This is a genomic window from Bacteroides sp. (genome assembly GCF_019417265.1).
In the GTDB taxonomy this organism is placed as follows: Bacteria; Bacteroidota; Bacteroidia; order Bacteroidales; family Bacteroidaceae; genus Phocaeicola.
The window spans coordinates 1-19,747 of sequence record NZ_DXVR01000049.1; the positions used below are offsets into that span (position 1 = coordinate 1).

Below are 19,747 nucleotides of genomic sequence, written 5' to 3' on the forward strand. Positions count from 1 at the left end.
TGTGTATAAGAGACAGGGGAGTATTTATATTGACAATATTAAGGCTCTTTACTCCTGACGATAAAGCTACATAATCCATACCGTATTTTTTATTAGAAACACCTTTTAATGAAACATTACCTTTAAAGTCATTACGTCCTATTATATATTCCACACCTTCGAGATTTTCTATTTCCTCATTTATAACCAAATCGGCCGATTCAGTCATAACGAAATTAAGATTAATTTTACCCGAAGCCTTATCGAATACAGACGGATAAAGATTCTTTAAAAGAGACTGAAGCTTAGCATCGGGTATTTCACGAAGAAATGTATATTCTGAAAAATTACCGGATTCGTCAAATAATTCAACTTTAGTAACCTCGGCAGCATTTCTGGCAAAAGCAGGAATCTCATTTGTATTCCATTTTGCAGATGCAGGTAATCTTAGTAATTCCAACTTATTTCGTACAACTTTTGAATTTGTTTCGTCCATTAATGACTTATAATAAGTGATATTGTCATTACCTTTTAATGAAATACTTTTAAGAGATTTAGGCAAATGTTCAAAATTAAAAGTTTCAAAAAACTCATTATCATCTACATTTAACGATTCGAGCGCTGTAAATAAATTCAAGCCTTCAAGCGAAACAAGATTACAGTTGCTTAAATCAAGTTCTTTCGTATCAAGAACCATCTTATTACATATCAACTGACCGTTCTCATCAAAAGAATATCCTTTCTTAGTCAAGGCTTCTTTTAACTGCGTATTCTCGAAAATTTCAACTTCAAAATCACCATTCACATCAACCTCGTCTTTGCAACCGCAAATAATTGAAAAAAACAGTGAAAGAAAAATAGCGTAAATATTATATTTATATTTCATAATTACATATACTTTAAGTTATACAATATACTATTTTACCGATAGCTTTACATTATCAATCCAGATACAGTCATTTTCATTTCTTGACATGAAAGCGCACATAACTTCATTTCCCGGCGCATTAAACTGAACTGACAATCCGTCAAATCGTCTGTTATTTTCGAACTCTTTTTCAGCAATAATACCACCTTCCATATCTTTTAGAAGGACATATAATTTACTGTCGTTCAAAGTTTTGAAATAAGCGTTCAATTCATATTTTACACCTTTCTCTGTACTTACTGACTGAAACACTCCGGAACGTCCAGAAATTTTCAAAGACTGTTTGGCTTCTTGTTTAACAATATTATCAATAGAAATATTACCCGAATAATTTAAAGGAATCCAGTTTGTTAGATTATTTTCAAAACCTCCATTAATAATATCTGTTACAGCATATTTTTCAGTCTGAAGTATCATTGAAGCCACATATCCTCCACCGTCAGGGAACGTAACAGAGACTGTATTATCTCCATTATTAAGCAATTGCATATCAAACGGAATCTCTATCATACCAAAGAAATCCTCTCTCGTACTCTGGCTCTCACCTTCCCAGTTTACAGGCATTACAACATCCGTATTATTAACCTTAACAACAGGTTTCTTTGATGCATTCGGATTACGTCCGAGAGTCATTCTTAAAGTCGCTCTACCAACACCGCTTTCAACACCTGAAAAATTAAAACTTATATTACCGTTAGCTATTATTGGTCTTAAATATGTATCTGTATAATACTTCTTACGAACTATCTTGTTTGTATAACTACTGTTTACTGTAGCAACAACAACTACAGCCTCATCTGGTCTGACAACAATACTTTCCGGAATTCCGGGATATGAAGTTTCTGAATACTCAACCGGAGAAGAGAGCGATATTTTAAGTTTACGCACAGTTACACTACCCTGCACTCCTTCCCACTTATAACCATTCTTTAAATTTACAGTATGAGCTTCGTTGTCAAGATTATCCATGGCAATGTATAATGTACCTGCATCCTTAAACGCATTTACCTGAATATCAGGATTATCAGAAGTTATATCAATGCGTTCACCCTGAACACCTTTCCAAAGTTTGTAGAAATTCTCCTTTGGGGTTCTCTTCCAAGGAACATCTTTAAAATTATTATCAACATCAACCTGAGTAACAGGTCTTGCAGGAATAAACGAAGCGGGGCCATATGGCGTAAAATTATTTTCGGCCGTCATTTGCCACGGCGATTTACCACAAGCAAATGGAATCGAAATAAGAAGATTATCTTCACGGTCCAGTAAATTAAAAATAATATGATTGAAAGTTGACATTGTTCTTGAACTGATAATATCATCATATCCGTTCTCATCAGATGCAATACCACCATATTCGGATATAGCAAAAGGTAAAACCTTACCCAAAGTAATATGAGTGTACGATTCAATAATATCCAGTATTGCTTCCGAATTACTACCCGATCTTAAAGCCGGCTCCTCTACAACATTACTACCATCATACAAATGAACAGATATACCATCCATATATTTACCGGCTACGTCAATAAAGCGTTTCATTCTGGTTTCCCAAACAGAAAAATTGTTTTTTTCAAAAGCAGGCCATGCAGAAGCATGTCCTATTACTTTCATATTGGCAAGCTTAGGTTCCCGCCTGATGTGTTTTCCGCAAGCTGCATAATAATCTATCATTTTACCAATCATAGCTTCCATGCTAGGAGCATCTCCAAAACAATCATCACCTGCATGAACAAAAGGCTCATTCATAGGTTCAAAAAATTCAGGAACCGCATCCTGACTGGCATAATATGCAGCTGCCCATTGACCCATTTTTTCTGTGTCATGCTTATAAGTAAGTATTTTGTCATTGGCATGTTCGGTAGCAATAATTCTTGTAACCGGTCTTATTCCATCTTTTTCCTGCAATTTATTATACGGATAATTTCCGGCTTGATTTTCTTCGGCAGAATTCCAAGCGTTAGCCTGCGAAAACGGTCCCCAGAACTGACGTCCTGCACCTACACCATATTCATTAGCAAAACTACTTATTTCTTTATCATTTATTATTTCACTATCCGAAATATGCATGTTAAAAAATTTGTTTCTTTCAAGTTTTGATACAGTCCCCAGAAATTTCTGGGTTCTGTAATCTACTGTAACATTTGTTGTTTTATTTTGTGCCAATAAACTTAGCATTGGAACCGAAAGAAATAAAACAGCACTTAAATATATTTTTCTCATTTTTTTCTAATTTAAGATATATAATAAATTATGGTTTATTCAGTTACCAGATTTGAATTGTGGTATTCATTATCAAGATATCTGGTAGTATCTTCTATAGAAACTTCAAAAACAACGGTTTCACCGCTATGTTCAATAACAGTAAGATTACCACTACCCTTATGGGTAGTTTCATCAATGTTTCCTTCAAAGATGAATGCCCTGCTTATAGTTTGCATAATGATTTCCTCTTTACCGGTTGTCGGGTCGTACTGTTTGGTTTCCACTTCATAATCCTCATTAAAAGAGAATTTTAAAGGTGTGCCGGTGAGTTCATCACCGGTTTCCTGTTCTTGAGTGTTATTGGGAATATTATACTTTGTAAAAAAAGAAATCTTATTCTTCTTAATAATCTGATAGTCATTCTTCCATGAAATCAGCATTGCATCGTCATCATAAACTGAATATGCTGCTACATCCTTTTCAACTACAGTATTGTTTGGTTTCTTAATATCGGATATATAGTATACATGTACAATATCCAAATCCGATTGCGACAGATTATCATCTTTACACGAAGTTTGTAATAAAGCGATAATCAAAAATAGTACATTAAAATATTTTGTTTTCATATTGGGTTATTTTTATTAAACTTTCCGCATATATCTGAATATATTAAGGACGTTCTTCTATATATCCAAAGAAGAAATCGTCAAAATATATTTCATCCTTGAATCCGTTAAATCTCATAGACAATGCTACCTCGAGTTCCTTTATACCCTCAATTGAACAACTGAACTCAGTCCACTGTCCACCTGGTTTATTCAACAAATGTAACCATCCACCTGATTTTTGCCACAAGCCGTTAGGAACGGTTGTTCCAATCTTATCTTCCGGAACGAATGAAGGCGACAAGCCGTCAGTACCTTTATTAACAAGATAATATTTAAATCTCAAAGTATATTTACCCACAGTACCCAGGAAAGTTTTCGAAGACATAGTTCTACAACCCACTGTTACAGCATCAGCCTTAAAACATCTTGCCGAAGCGTTTATTTCATCCGGACCAGGATTATCTACAAACGAGTAAGGAGTAGGAGTTTTACCGTCAATTGTAAGATTCCAGTTCTTATCGGTAGATGGGTCTTCAAAGTCATCATCAAAGAAGAATCCGTAAGTTGTGATTACATTAGGTTCGGAAGGAGCAGGTATAGAGAACCCTTTACCATCGAATAATACATTAGCATTTTCAGTGCAAGACAAATACATCTTATCAGTATTATACATCTTATCACCATTGGCAATTTCCAATTGTATCAGATCTTTATTTCCTGTTTCACTCTTTACAATCTTAGCAGAACTGAACGAAACAGTTCCCGACTGAACATTTGAGTTTTCATTTGTCCAGTTAAGACTAAATGTTGAATGGTCAAGTTCATTAACATCAGCCTTGAACTGCGAATTGTTAAGATACACATTAATGTGGGTCTGGTCAACCTGTTTTATAGTATAATCCAAAGGAGCTGAGCTAGGTTTAACTACAATGCTTAAAGGAATAGTAATAGTCTTTGCAACAGCAGTAGGAACATACTTGTTGTCAGGGTCACTGACTCTTTCAACAGTATAATTTACAGTAAGAGGTTTATCGTTAATAATACCCTCTGCCGAAGTCAGAGTTCTGAACTGCAAAGGCGTTATTGCATCAGCAGTCTCAGCTTCAACTTTAACAATTCCGGCTCTTTGGCAGTTGAAAATCCACGAATTAGGTCTGTCGTACGATGCATCTTTAAAATACAGCTTGTCGCCATACTCAATTTCCACAGTCTTATATTCAGGATTTTCATCAGTTCCACCCGTAATACCTGTTTCCACCTCTACGGTACATTCTGCATCTCTATAAACCTTCACTCCAGGTTCAAGTTCAGGAGCATACACATCAACCACGAAAGTAGTGTCCATCACATACACATCGCCTTCAAGCTTTGAAACATACTGAAACTTTTCCGACTTACCCAAATCCTTATTCCATTTCGAATAGAAATATGTAACAGGTTTATGGAAAGTATTACAAAGTCTGATGGTATGCTGTCCGGGCTGCTCAAAATATACACTGATTAGTTTCAAGTCATTTACATGAGGGATAGACTCGTCAATCATATTTGTAAAGTCGGTCTGCCCCCACTGCATTTCTCCCGAAAGAAATTTAGTACCGGTTTCCGAGACTTCCCATCTGTGGGATATAGCTCCCTGCGACAAGTCCATCAAAGCAAGGTACTTATTAAGTCCTATAATTATAGGTCCGGCATTTCCGTCTTCAGAACTTAAATGCCATGTGCATTCTGCCACATCATTCAGCGGTTCAAAATCATCATCTTTACAAGATGAAAAAGCCGTAAGCAGAACTGTAGTAAGGAATAATATTTTTTTCATACAAAAAATCTTAATTATCAGTTATTAATTTCCGGATTAGATGTTGACTCTATATTAGGTATAGGCCAGTAAGCAACGCTTTCTCCATAATTTATGGCAGCATTTGTATAATCAAACCATGCCACTTCTTCCGGATATTCAGCAGCTCTATACTGTTTACCCCAGTTTGCAACCAGTTCCAGCTCTTCAGAATTATTTACTTTAGGTTTCAGATATCTTATTTCCTTTAACACAAATCCTTGTTGTGAAAGATATTCAAAGCGCTGTTTAGTAACTCCCCACCTTCTTAAATCAACAACACGGATAGCATTTCCTTCAACAGAAAGTTCCAATGGTCTTTCCACATACATCAAATGTTCCATCAACTCCTGTGGTGTATCAATTAAAGTATCGTCAGCAGTATTGTTATCATCATCTATTACAGTATTCTGATAAGTTCTTTCGCCTCTGTATTTACCTGAGTATTCATCGCCAATCAACATAGTCCCTGCCCTGTATCTAACTTCATTCACATAATCAATGGCTTCTTGCAGTCTCGAAGCGTCATTTCCTCCTTTAATAAGACATTCTGCATACATAAGATATATATCGGCAAGTCTTATCAAGCGAAGATTTATACCCGAAGCTTTAGGAGGAGTCCCCGACTGTTCATCTTCAAGTGTATCCCAGTTTGTAAATTTACGGAAATAGCCCGATTCATTATTATGAAAAGCAGCCTTAACCTGTGGAATATTCTGATAATACATTAAATCTTCATCACCATTTATAGCCAGGCTGTAAGAAGCACGTTTGGAGTATTGTCTTAATCTGTAAACTTTATCGCTTTCCCATTTAGTTATAAAGTTCTTTCTTTTAAAATATTTATTATTGAACTTTATATACTGAGGGTTTGTTTTTCCGTTTATAGCCTGATACAGTTCACCAGTCTGCGGATTCTTTTTTACAAGTCGTTTGCATGGAAGAGGGCCATAATCATTCTGTCCCTTAAACTGATGATAAACATAAGTCTGGCAGAACAATGTATCACCTTTTTTATTCAGATATTCGTAATAAAAAGTCTTACCAAGCTGGTCATAAATCAAATCTCTTTTATATTTAATTCCGGCTTCATCTGCTTCTTTAAACTCGTCAGCACTCATTTCAATCCAGTTGGACGGATCCTTTTGGTCAACATATTCGTTCTCATATTCTTCTACGAGCCAGAAAGATGGCAAAATAGTCGACCATGCACCAGGTTTACCAAAACTCATGCCCCATATATTATATTGAGTAGATTCCGACCAGTCGCCAAACTCTGTATTATAAGTAGTACTGTACGAAACTTCCAGTAATGACTCCGAATTAAACTCATTGGCAGCGGTAAAATTATCCCCGATATTCTCTATAAGTTTAAATCCTCCGTTTTGGATAATATCGGCAAAATAAGTTTCGGCAATTTCATAATCTTCATCATAAAGATAACTTTTCCCAAGAACTGCCTTTGCTGCCCATGAAGTAGCACGTCCTATGTCATTACCTTCCCACTTATCATTAAGTCCAAGCTCCAAAGCCTTATTAATATCAGCTCTATAATTCTTTATAATAGTTTTACTATCTGTTGTTCCTCTATAAAAATCCGATTCTTCCTGAGGGACATAATCAATATATGGAACATTACCTTTATTAAAAGAATTATTAAGCCAGAAATAGAAAAGACCTCTCATAAAATAAGCCTGTGCCTCTATCTGTTTCAATTTTTCTATTTGTTCTTCACCCGTAACACTCGGACGTACCTTCTCAATACCTTGAAGAAGCTGATTTACTCTAAAAATACCTGTATATAGTGCAGACCATTTAGCCCTGCATGTAGCATTTGCATCATTGAAGTTCTGTTTGTAGGCCTCGTTTACAAAACTTGTTCTTTTTTTACTTCCTTCAACACCCAAATCACTTCTAAGATTTTCATCAACAGGCTGATATATATTACCGTTTTTAAATGCATTATATACGGCATTAAGTCCTTTGTCGCAATCCGATAAAGAAGAATAAAATATGTCGGTAGTCATCTGGTGATGATTTTTCTGAGTAAGGAAATCGTCACAGGACTGCAATCCGGCACTCGCAGCCATAAGTGCTGCTATTAATATTTTATGTTTCATAATAAAAAATCTTTTAGTAAATTAAAATTGTAACTGGAATCCTCCTCTTATCTGTATACTTATAGGATACGTACCGAAATCAAGACCTCGCCTTGACAAACCATTACTACCCACTTCAGGGTCATAGCCTTCGTATGGAGTGAAAGTTAACAAATTATCTGCAGCCACATAAAATCTTAATTTATTGATACCAATTCTGGAAATCAAACTTTTAGGCAAAGAATATCCCAGCATAATATTCTTCAGTCGCAGGAACGAACCGTCCTCAACCCAAATGTCAGAATATGCTCTATAGTTATTATGTGATTTTGAGCCTCTGTATGTTGGAATTGTTGATGTTGGGTTTGTAGGAGTCCACATATATATGAGTTCCTTATTTGTTTTTGACTGATATGTATAAATTTTAGTTGCATTAATAATTTCATTGCCTATAGATGCATACCAGTTCATTGACAAGTCAAAACCCTTATAGCCGGTCCATAAATTAAAGCCTAATTCGCATTCCGGCATACCGCTACCACCATATACACGGTCGTCATCATTAATTTTGCCATTCTTATTAGTATCAACATAAATAAGGTCGCCCATACGAGCATTCGATTCAATCTTCTGATAATCGGCAAGTTTTTCTTCCGTATCTGCTATACCGTTTGTTGGCATAACAAAAAATGCACCAGCTTCGTAACCTTTTTTGATAACTGTAACAAAATCAGTACCCGTACTAACAGGTTTACCATCGGCGAAATAATACATATCACTTGGTCCTGCCATTTCCACTATCCTGTTTACATTTCTACTGAAAGTTAAATTCATGTTATAATCAATACCGGCCACTCTGTTTCTATGTCCTAATGCCAATTCAAAACCTTTGTTTTCCATATTACCCGCATTAAGAGTAACAGTAGAGTTCTGACCGGAACCACTGGAAGCCGGAACTATCATAGGGAATAGCATGTTTCTCTTGTTACTTTTATAAACATCGGCTGTAAAAGTTATTCTGTTGTCAAGAAAAGCTAAGTCAATACCTCCATTAATCTGTTGAGTAGTTTCCCATTTAACATCAGCATTAGAGAATGTGCTTTGTGCAAAGCCAAGTCCCAAAAACTCTTTTCCAATTAAACCAAAAGTATAATCATAATTCTTATTAACAGGAGCTGAGTACGAATAATCGGCGAAATTTTGGTTACCGGTAGTACCAAAACTTGCCCTTACTTTAAATGAATTAGCCACATTCTTGAATTTTTTCCAGAACTGTTCTTCCGAAATATTCCATCCCACCGATACAGAAGGAAACATACCCCAGCGGTTTTCTTTAGAAAAACGTGAAGAGGCATCCCTACGCAAACTTACACTGGCCATATATCTTCCTCCGTATGAGTACTGTGCACGAGCTATCATACCTACCAAAGTATTAACCCTGTCTTGTCCCCACTGTCCGGAACCTGTACCAACCATCATATCATTTGTTCCTGCATTAACATTATTGATATCATTCGATACCAGATCTTTTATGCTGGCATAAAATGATTCATATCCGTATCTTTCAAGACTGAATACACCGGTTGCCTTAATATCGTGTTTGCCAATCTTAAGGTTATAATTAAGCATTGACTCCCATGTCAGGCTTGAGTTCTTTGCATGATTCTCACGAATTTGTGATCTGTATGTAGAACTTGTTACTTCTTCACCATCCTGATTATACAACTGGAATACAGGATTAACCGACAAAGCTTTCTGATTGCTATAACCAATACCCAGACGTGTAGAAACATTCAATCCTTTCATTACATCATAACCCACAAAGAAATTTCCATTGAATGCTTCAGTTTTCTTTTTTGAATATTCCTTTATTCTCTGCAAGGTATTACTCATGTTAGTAAGCTGGTTTGTGTCACCTGCTGTCTGAGTAATATCTGCATCAGGGTCTACTTGCGAAGATGTAGGGCTGTAACTGTAACTCTGAGTCATCAAATCCCATGCCGGTGATAGCTGATCTTCTATCCTGAATGAAAGGCTGGTATTTATAGACCACTTGTTTCTCTTGAAGTTAACATTAGACCTTACGTTATACCTCTTGAAATCAGAATTAATAAGAATACCTTCCTGATCAAAATAATTGGCAGAAAGATTATAAGTCAAGTCTTTTTGTCCACCGCTTACCGTCACTGAATAATTCTGAACAGGTGCATTGTTATTGGTTACAACATTATATAAATTAGAGTCGTTAAAGAAATTCACAGGATACTGTTTTATAGATGTCCATGCAGCATTATCGGTATTATTAACTCCTTCCTGCATACGGTTAACCATTATATCTACAAATATACTTTCCGATGTATTCATAAGGTCTATACCCGATGTAATTTTCTGCACACCGTAATAACCGTCTACCGAAACCTTCATTTCGCCTGCCTTACCTTGTTTTGTTGTAATGAGAATTACACCTGCCGCACCACGAGTTCCGTAAATTGCAGCCGAAGCAGCATCTTTCAAGATATCAATGCTTTCTATTTCATTCGAACTTAATCCAGGATCACCTTCGTATGGCACGCCGTCAACTACATAGAGAGGGCTGTTACCTCCCGCAATAGAACTAAGACCACGTATCTGAATATTAGATTTTGCACCCGGCTCACCTGAACTTGCCTGTACGTTAACACCGGCAACCAATCCCTGTAAAGCTGTACCTAAATCGGAGGTACTTACTCTTCCAAGCTCCTCTGCAGCAACTCTGGCTACGGCACCGGTTACTTCTTTTTTACGCATAGAACCATAGCCCACTACAACTACTTCGTCAAGTATTTCGGCATCTTCCATAAGGACTACCTTAAAAGATGTCTTCTGACGGCTAAATGCCACCTTCATAGTTTTACACCCAACGTAACTTATAACAAGATTTCCTTTGGGAGCTGAAACATCTAAAGTAAAGTTTCCGTCAAAATCGGTAACAGTACCAATGGTTGTACCCTCAACTTGTACACTTGCACCTATAACTTCAAGATTATCTACAGATGAAGTGACATGCCCCTTTAATGTATACTTGCTCTGAGCTAAAGCGGGAAGAGTAAGCATGAAAAAGAAAAACAAATAACACAAGCTCCTCCTATACCGGTGAATACTTGAAAATTTTAGAACTTTATTCATTATGTTTTTATTTATTAGATTTTATCACTGCAATATTACTGATTATTACCCTAATATATGGGCACTTTTTTTATGTAAATGGGGTGTTTTTCCTACATATGGAAAATTACCCCATTTTTATTCAATGCAATAGCAAAAACAAATCACTTATTACTTAAATCGTAGAAGTTTCTGCACTCTCTTTCGTAAAGTTTTACATTGTCTATCCAGCCTGTCAAAACGTCTCCTTTAGGGAAATAAACATGTAAAGAAATTATGCCATTCTCGTCAAATATATGGACTTTATTATTAAATGGGTTGGTAAAAGATAAATCATTTAAATTCACATCAAAAGAAACATCCGTTATTGTATTATTCTTACTCACCGATGCCTTTGATTTATCATTAAATATTTCATTAGTTTCAAAAATAATATACGTATTATAGGCAGAAGTAGTGAATCCTTTATATTGCAAAGTATAATAACCATTTCTCTTAATTTGTACAGCTGGAATCAATAAACGATTATTATTTTGATCAGAAATTTTATTACCTTGCAAAACATTACTTTCATTCTGAACACCTATACTCCATCCGGGAGAGTTCCATTTCATGTAATCAGTAAGCGTTGTACTTCTCTCAAAATCCTCAGAATATATCAACTTTACATAACCAGTGTATGTAGTAGATTCATTTGATTTAAGACATACTTTATTACCTACAATTGTTGTTAATTTCTCTCCATTGTATTGGACAGAAAGCTTGTCATCAAAATAAACAGGAGTTTCATTTGATAAGGTAAGAATTATCTTATTGGCTGAAGTACCTTTCGCTACAGACGTGACATTAAGTTTTGTTTCATTATCACCGTTATTTGTAACTTTTATATCAAAAGCAGAGAAATCATCTCCTAAAAATTCACCGATTGAAACATTTTCTGCAAGTTTCAGAAGTAATCTGTCGCCGTTTTCAGCAGGTTCTATTTCATCAATTGATGAAATTATCACATCTTTTATTTCTAACTCGCCTTGTGCCAAATCAGTTGAAGAGATTGAAATAGTATTGATTTTTCCAGCGTCTACTACATAACCCGATTTTCCTTCAGCATATCTGCCGTCGGATAATTTAATTTTAAAACCGTTACTAAATGTCACCGGAGGAACAACCATATAGTAATCATTTCCGGTGTTAAACCCATTCTCTGCAATCAATGATATAGAATTGCTTCCTTCGAGAATCGTAGCTGTATTGTCATTCATATTAACTTGTAATGTACCGGATAATGTTTGATTCTCGTCGTTTGATACCAATGTTAAAGCTTTTACACCTTCTACATCTGTCAACTTAAATTTTATCAATCCGCATACATTTTTAAACTGAAGATTTTTATCTGCTGTAGCTGTAGCTACAGAAATATTAAGATTATTGGCAAATGTACCAGCCATGGCAGTTTGCGAGCCCGAAAGGACAGTTGTAATAGTAGTACTGCTAAGGGTTGAGCTTTCTGAGTAAGGATATAAAGCATAATATGTTGTAGCATTTTCCGGTGCTACACCTGTAAATGTTGCTTCTGCCTGACCGTCTGATTCCAGGTTATTAGTAAACTGATAAACCTTGGTATCACCCGATGCAAAAACACCTATCATATCAGATTTGTTCCATACCACATCATTTCCATCTGTCAATGAAGTACGAGAAGCATTGCTCATAGCCGTAAACTGAATTTCGGACAAAGTTTCTGTATTTACAACCGGAGTATCTTCGGTACAAGAAACGAGTGAGGCAGCCGCAAAAGTAGCTGACATTATTTTTGAATATATATTTGTTTTCATTGTACAAGGTCTTTAATTATTTTTCCAATCATTACTACCATTCTCAAATCCATCATGATTTCCGCTATAGTCATTTGTTACAGGGCGATACATTCTGGCTGTGAAACGTACATTATCAATAAATGTAGTAGAAGAAAACATTAGTGTGAGTTTTACAGTTGTAAAAAATGAAGTTGCAACTTGATCGTTTTCAAAGTCCTCAGGATATGTTCTTTCATGTATATAATCTTTGAATACTCCATTCGATTCAAATCCAAAGTTTACTTTCTGTGTCCACATACCGGTAGGTTCAAAGATAAATTTAGGCCATACATTTACCGAATTATCAGAAGCAGAGAATGACAAAAAGTAAGTATATCCTTCCTGATATGTTCTGGGTGGCTCGATTTTCAGCCAGGCATTACAGCTTCCTGAAGAAAGACTGAATTGTAACCCTTTATTTCCATTGCTATCGGTTTTTACAGAGGCATTAGAATTATTTTTCTTTTCAAGTTCACAAAAACCAGCAAGTACAAAATCAGCACCTTCAAAATCCTCATCAATTATAACATCCTCATATCCGCACGATTCTGCTTGGTCACCGGTAGTCAATTTTACATAGTTACCGCTTTCAAGAGTCAATAAAGCAGAAGTTTCATCCGCATTAAATTTCACTTCAAAATTGTCGTCATAATAAAATTGTACATCATCGGATACAGTAAGAATCAAAGATTTTTTGTCATCTTTAACTGCTTCTACATTCGTTACTTTTAGTTCTCCTGAATAATTCCCGTTGGTTACTTTTAAAGAGAACTTTGACAGATCTTCAGAAGCAGGTGTTCCTAATGTTACATCCTTTCCCAATTCTATTTCCAACTGATTGGCTGTCATACCTTTAATACTGTTTACTTTAACTTCTTCTGTTATTTTAGCACCTTGCGGGGTAAGTGTAAATGTATAGATATGTCCGGGTTTAGCTTCGAATGCGGACATATTACCACTTATAGTAATATCAGCATCATCAAGCTTTATTTGTGGTGTTCCTTTAAAAGGAGCTACAGCCATAATATATGGTATATTCTTCTGCAATGAACCCGACAAAGTTACTGTGTTCGATGCATTTGCATTTGCCGGAACAGTTGTAACAACTCCCGTCTCCGTAATTTCAATATCCAAATCACCAGCCAGATATGTATCTGCCGATAAGGATACCTTTCCTGCTATAGTATTTGTAATAATAAACTTGAATAAAGCACATGCATTTTTAAATTGCAGATTGTTATCTTCGGTTGCTTTACACACAGAAATATTTAATCCATTATCAAATGTATTTGCTACAGCAGTCTGTTCGCTGGTAAGCGATGTTCTAATCTTATTATCCGAAAAAGCAGAAAGTTCATTAAAAGGATATAGAGCAAAATATGGGAAGCCGGAAGAAGGACGAGTGCCCGTAAATGTAGCTGTTTCTGCTTCAGTGTTTTCATCGGAACGGCTAAACTCGTATGGTTGCGATTCGTATGCTGAAAATATGGCTATTTTATCATCTTTACTCCATTTTATTGTATTACCATCTAATATAGTACGACTTGTGCTGCCGGTTGCAGTAAAAGAAATTACGGAATAGTCACTATTGTCGCTCGAATTAGAATTCAAGTCATTGTTACAAGAAGAAATAACTGCAGTCATCATTGCAGCAATCCCTAAATTATATAAATTGTATTTTTTCATATCTTAAATTATTTAGTAACTTATAAGAAAACATAAAACTATTGTCCAGTATAATTACCGCCATCTTCAATATCTTCATGACCACCTCCAGGCTGAAGACCTGTAACTGAAACATTAATAGTATATTCAAGATATGAACTGTCAGCTTTCTGTACCTTTGCAGTTACTTTCGAAGTCTTACCTATAGAACCAGGTTTAGGGGAAATCAGCCCATTTGTAACAGTAATAACTTCATCGTCAAAAACCCAAATGATATTTTTTTCTGTGACATTCTCAGGATATAAATATACGTCAATAAGATAGGTGTCATTAACATCTATTACTAAAGTCTGACCGTTTTCAAGGTCGTCAAATTCTATTTCTTTAGCATAAACCTTATCTACTATTACATAACATTCGCCGTAAATTTCATTATTGCTTTTTGAACGGGCAACAATTCTGACACCCTCATCAGTAGTAGGTTTCAATGCGCTGACAAGTCCGTTATTACCGACAACGGCAACATTATTATCATCCGATTCCCAGTCAACGTCTTTTACGGTTGCATCTTCCGGTGATACAATTGCATTCAGCTGCACCTCGCGACCGGAATCCACATGAACCGTTTTACGTCCTGATTCATCAGTCTGCATACCGTCTGCCTTTATCTCAACAGCTTGTACCTGCACCTCTACTGCAGTGACTATTACAGATGAAGACTTAATGCCATTGCCGGTATCTACCTGAACAGAAACAATAGCCATTTTCCCAATAAATTCATTGCCGCTTACTGTACCTGCAACCTCACATGACATATTGTCATCGGATGGAACGACAGAACAAATATTCTCATTACTGCTATTCCAAGTCACAGACTTATACCCTGTGTAAGGCTGTCCGCCTTTCATGATTACTGCGTTAAGCATTTTAGACTGCCCTTTCATCAATTCGAACGCTGAAACCACATCGCCATTCTCGGATTGAGGGTCAATGATAGAAACTGTAATTTCAGAGACCGGTGTTCCATCGCCTGTCTGTCCGGAAGTAATATCACTATTTCCTTCTGTACACGAGAACGACAGGAGCGAACATGCTAAAATCAATGATGCGATAAACTTACTCCTGATTGAACTAAAACAAATCATGATAAAAATAGTATAGAGACTCAATTACACATATCTTACATGCAGCTGTCTCATTTTCACTGCATTTAGACTTTAAAAATTAACAAAAGTTATCCTAAAACATTCTTTAACCCTAAATGTCTCTTTAAAAACTTCTTCCAAAGGAATCTACCTATTGCTTTATATAACATATAGAGCATAATAAATTAAGTATTACACTACAAAATTACATAACCTCTCTTAAGTTATGGGGCATTTTTTATATGTAATTAGGGGGGGCTAAAAAACACCCCTAATTACATATAAAAGTTAATATTTCAATCTGCCCATTTGCTTAAGGTTGCTCTCCTGCGATACAGGAACAATGGTAAATCCATACGAATAACTTCCGCCAAGCAATCGCTTGTCGACTGCAGGTCTTGCCTTAAGACTCCAACTGTCCGTACCACCCACTCCTGCCTGCGCATGGTCGATATTAACCGTAAGATTTCCATTTTTAGCTTTCTCGTTTATGTGCTTGGCTTCTTCAAGGGCTTTCTGTGTAAACTCCCATACAGAAACAGATAGAGGTTCATCACCAAGAATCATGACACCGTTTTCAGTTTCAGTCTGAAGTGACATCCAGCGGACATCACAGCGATTGGCATTCTCCTGAGGCACTACATAATCGAATCCCATTTCGGATGGAGTGGTTTTATAGATAGAAACCATAGCCGAAGCAAGACGGTCCGAGTAATTTTCCCACGGTCCGCGTCCGTAATAAGTGATATTGTTCAGTTTGTTACTGAACTCTCCCTGCATGCCAATACGAATCAGTTCAGTAAGTGAAGGAGATTTCACAAATGAGTAGTCCACTCCTATGATACCATCGGACGATACATTATATGTAAGCGATACCGAAACAAGATTATCTATAGTTTTCAGAACTTTAATATTACATCCTGAGTCAGTTTTCCTTACATCAATTGATGCCATTTTCAGTTTCTCTGTAGCAGTAATCCAGAACTTCATAATCCTGTCAGTCTTCCATCCGCGCCAGTCATTATCGGTAGATGCACGCCAGAAGTTAGGTTTCAGAGGAGATTTGATAATTTCGGAATTGCCGAGAGAATATCCGGAGATATATCCGTCATTGATTTCCATATTGAATCCTTTGCCGGAAATCTTTATTGAGTTTTTATTACTGTCGTCGACATTTAGACCCGCTTCATTAGTTTTTACAGTTTCAGCTTTAGGCAATGACAAATATTCAAACTGCTCCCATGCTACTTCAAAACCTGCTTCTGCATAAAGATTGTCATTCTTTAATTCCGCACGAAGGCGCAACCAGTATTCGGCACCCTCTTCTGCCTTGAAATCTTTTACAGGAATGTTTGCCTCAAAGCTTTCACCTGCAGGAGTGGATGGTACAGAAATTTCTCCTTCTTGCAATACGCTATCTTCATCTCTAAGCTGCCAGAAGAATCTGTAATTATCTGTATTGGTAAAGAAGTTACGGTTAGTTATAATAATCTTGCCTGTATGTGCGCTAAGAGTAGAAAATGCTATTGGTGCAAATACATATTTACATTCCTCTGTGGCAGGCTTGGTAGTACGGTCGGCACTGATAACACCATTTGTACAGAAATTCTGGTCATTATGCTCACCTTTTTCGTAATCACCTCCATAATTCCATGATTTCTTTTCGTATTTACGTTCCTCATCAAGTAGTCCCTGGTCAATCCAGTCCCAGATATATCCACCTGCCAAAGCATCATGCTGCCATATAACATCCCAGTATTCTTTTAGTCCACCGGTGGAATTACCCATCGAATGTGCATACTCACACATTATTATAGGACGGTTCATTACGGGATTTTCAGTCATAGCTATCAGTTCCTCTACCAAAGGATACATACGGCTCACTACATCAACGTAGGCTGGATCATCGGGGTTGGCATAAACAAAAAGTTCTTTTTTTGCCGTTTTTTCCGGTTCTTTTATGTTGTGGTCTATCTCGCTTGTCACTATCGAAGCCTCTTTTCTGCCTATTGGCTTGTAAAGTGGATGTCCTGGAATTCCCTGTGCTCCTTCATAATGTACGGGGCGTGTAGGGTCATAATCTTTAATCCATCCGGACATCGCAGCATGGTTTGGCCCGCATCCTGATTCATTGCCAAGCGACCACATAAACACTGAGGGGTGATTTCTGTCTCTCACCACCATGCGTACCGCGCGTTCCATATATGGAGTTGACCATTCAGGGCGGTTGGCCAGATAGCCTTTCTGATGATGAGTCTCAAGATTAGCTTCATCCATAACATAAATCCCATATTTATCGCATAAATCATAGAAATATGGGTCATTAGGATAATGCGAAGTTCTAACCGTATTGAAGTTATATCTTTTCAGTAACAGCACATCTTCCAGCATTTCCTGACGTGTTACAGTCTTTCCTCCTGTTTCACTATGGTCATGCCTGTTTACCCCTATAAGTTTTATAGGAGTTCCATTTACCAGAATCCTGTTGCCGTCTATCCTAATATCACGTATTCCTATTTTTGTGCTTCTCGCATCTACCACTTTCCCACTTTTATCGGTAAGTTTCATCACAAGAGTATACAGGTAAGGATTCTCAGAGTTCCATAATTCAGGTTTGGATATAATTCCCTCCATCATTCCGTAATACACGTTATCACGTTGTGGATATGGTTCGTTTATAACATAATTTGCCGTCACCGACATCTCCTTTTCAAATACAGGCTTATTGTCGGCATCATAAAGCTGGGCAGAAAGATTCCATCCTTTTACATCTTCGGAGTTCTGATTGGTTATTTCAGGACGTATCTGTATGGCAGCTTTGTTATTTTTCAAATCTACAAGAGTCCTTACTCCATAATCATATATAGCGACATCTGGAATAGACATGAGATAGACCTCACGATGTATTCCTGCCATACGCCAGTGGTCGGCATCTTCCATATAACTTCCGTCGGTCCACTTGAATACCTGCACAGCAAGTTTGTTTGTGCCTGACTTTACGTAGTCTGTTATATCAAATTCAGCAGGCAGGCAGCTATCCTCGGAATACCCCACATTTACACCGTTTACCCATACATAGAACCCTGAATACACACCACCGAAATGCAGTATGACGCGGTCTTTATTCCATTTTGCCGGAATATTGAATTCTTTGATATAGCAACCTACCTGATTATTCCTGTCTATATAAGGTGGTCTGGCAGGAAACGGATATGTAGAATTGGTATATATAGGATATCCATACCCCTGCATCTCCCAGCATGAGGGCACCTGAATGCTGCTCCATGAAGAAGAGCTGAAATCTGTTTTGTAGAACCCTACCGGGACATCATCCACATTATCGGAATAACAGAATTTCCACTTGCCGTTGAGCGACAGATATTCAGACTTGTTTCTGTCACCTTCGAGTGCCGATTTCACATCACGAAAAGAATAGGTAGTAGAGCGGGAGGGCAAACGGTTTACACCATTTACATACTGATTCTGCCACTCCGGCTGATTATCCCTCCATTGGCGGACTATATTCTCTGCTTCCAGACATGTAATAGAGGAGAGAAGCAGAATACCGCAAGAAATAGATTTTAAGTTCAAATTCATATATTTTTCTTATTGTTCACGACACAAAGTTATATAAAACATTATTGACGCAGGGGGGAAGAAATTATTGATATATGGGGGTATTTTCTCTAAAAAAAAGCGTGAGGAAGTTTCGTATAAAACTTGCTCACGTTTTAAGTAAAACGAACCGACGTTTTAACTAAAATGTACTGACGTTTTTTTCTATTATCAGAGGTATCTGTAAATTAAAAGATTGTCTTACATTATTACTGTCTATAGAATCGGCAGCACAAAGGATGTATCCGGCCTCACCATTATGCAAATATACTTGCGGACGTTCAAGATGGGACAGTTTTACGATGCTTCCGTCTTCAAATGTTACATTCAGACCGGAAACAATGAAATGCTCCGATTTCTTCCAGTCCAGTCCGTTGTCCGACTCAAACTGCATGAGGAAACATCCGTTTTTGGCCGTTTCCATGCGTTTGACTATAGCTCTGAACTTGCCATCCTGATACCATATATACGGGTCTTCTGCGGGGAAACGTTCACCCTCGAAATGGAAAACCAGTTTTGAGAACTTCTTAAACGGTCCGGTTGGAGAATCGGATATGGCAGCAAGATGAACTACGGGACCTCCCTGAGGCAAAGGGAATTTCTTTCCTACCGCTTTATATAGTCAAAAAGAAATGCTTTGCGAATTGAGCAATCGGAAATTGAGAGTCA

The 19,747-nt window shown here is 37.0% G+C and carries 11 protein-coding genes; all 11 read right to left on the reverse strand.

The window, feature by feature from the left end:
• The coding region (locus QZ379_RS07530) for a hypothetical protein (protein WP_291562634.1) at positions 1–865 on the reverse strand (865 nt) is incomplete at its 3' end.
• Between the two features lie 30 nt (positions 866–895).
• On the reverse strand, positions 896–2,977 hold the full coding sequence (locus tag QZ379_RS07535) for a beta-porphyranase A (protein WP_291562637.1): 2,082 nt from the start codon (positions 2,975–2,977) through the stop codon (positions 896–898).
• A 188-nt stretch (positions 2,978–3,165) separates the two neighbouring features.
• Positions 3,166–3,741 carry a hypothetical protein gene (locus tag QZ379_RS07540; protein ID WP_291562638.1) on the reverse strand — a complete coding sequence of 192 codons (576 nt, stop codon included), beginning with the start codon at positions 3,739–3,741 and terminating at the stop codon, positions 3,166–3,168.
• A 43-nt stretch (positions 3,742–3,784) separates the two neighbouring features.
• The gene (locus tag QZ379_RS07545) at positions 3,785–5,539 is read right to left on the reverse strand and encodes a hypothetical protein (RefSeq protein WP_291562640.1); all 1,755 of its coding nucleotides are present in this window, start codon (positions 5,537–5,539) and stop codon (positions 3,785–3,787) included.
• A gap of 17 nt (positions 5,540–5,556) precedes the next feature.
• Positions 5,557–7,677, reverse strand: a complete 2,121-nt coding sequence (locus tag QZ379_RS07550) for a RagB/SusD family nutrient uptake outer membrane protein (RefSeq protein WP_291562642.1) — start codon at positions 7,675–7,677, stop codon at positions 5,557–5,559.
• 21 nt (positions 7,678–7,698) lie between these two features.
• Entirely contained in the window at positions 7,699–10,749 is a 3,051-nt protein-coding gene (locus tag QZ379_RS07555) for a TonB-dependent receptor (RefSeq protein ID WP_291562644.1), read from the reverse strand.
• Between the two features lie 215 nt (positions 10,750–10,964).
• Entirely contained in the window at positions 10,965–12,632 is a 1,668-nt protein-coding gene (locus tag QZ379_RS07560) for a hypothetical protein (protein ID WP_291562647.1), read from the reverse strand.
• A 12-nt stretch (positions 12,633–12,644) separates the two neighbouring features.
• Positions 12,645–14,339, reverse strand: a complete 1,695-nt coding sequence (locus QZ379_RS07565) for a hypothetical protein (protein ID WP_291562650.1) — start codon at positions 14,337–14,339, stop codon at positions 12,645–12,647.
• A gap of 38 nt (positions 14,340–14,377) precedes the next feature.
• Positions 14,378–15,463, reverse strand: coding sequence for an Ig-like domain-containing protein (locus QZ379_RS07570; RefSeq protein ID WP_291562653.1), 1,086 nt, complete (start codon positions 15,461–15,463; stop codon positions 14,378–14,380).
• 288 nt (positions 15,464–15,751) lie between these two features.
• Entirely contained in the window at positions 15,752–19,060 is a 3,309-nt protein-coding gene (locus QZ379_RS07575; protein ID WP_291562655.1) for a glycoside hydrolase family 2 TIM barrel-domain containing protein, read from the reverse strand.
• A gap of 160 nt (positions 19,061–19,220) precedes the next feature.
• The gene (locus QZ379_RS07580) at positions 19,221–19,670 is read right to left on the reverse strand and encodes a hypothetical protein (RefSeq protein ID WP_291562656.1); all 450 of its coding nucleotides are present in this window, start codon (positions 19,668–19,670) and stop codon (positions 19,221–19,223) included.
• Between the last annotated feature and the right edge of the window lie 77 nt (positions 19,671–19,747).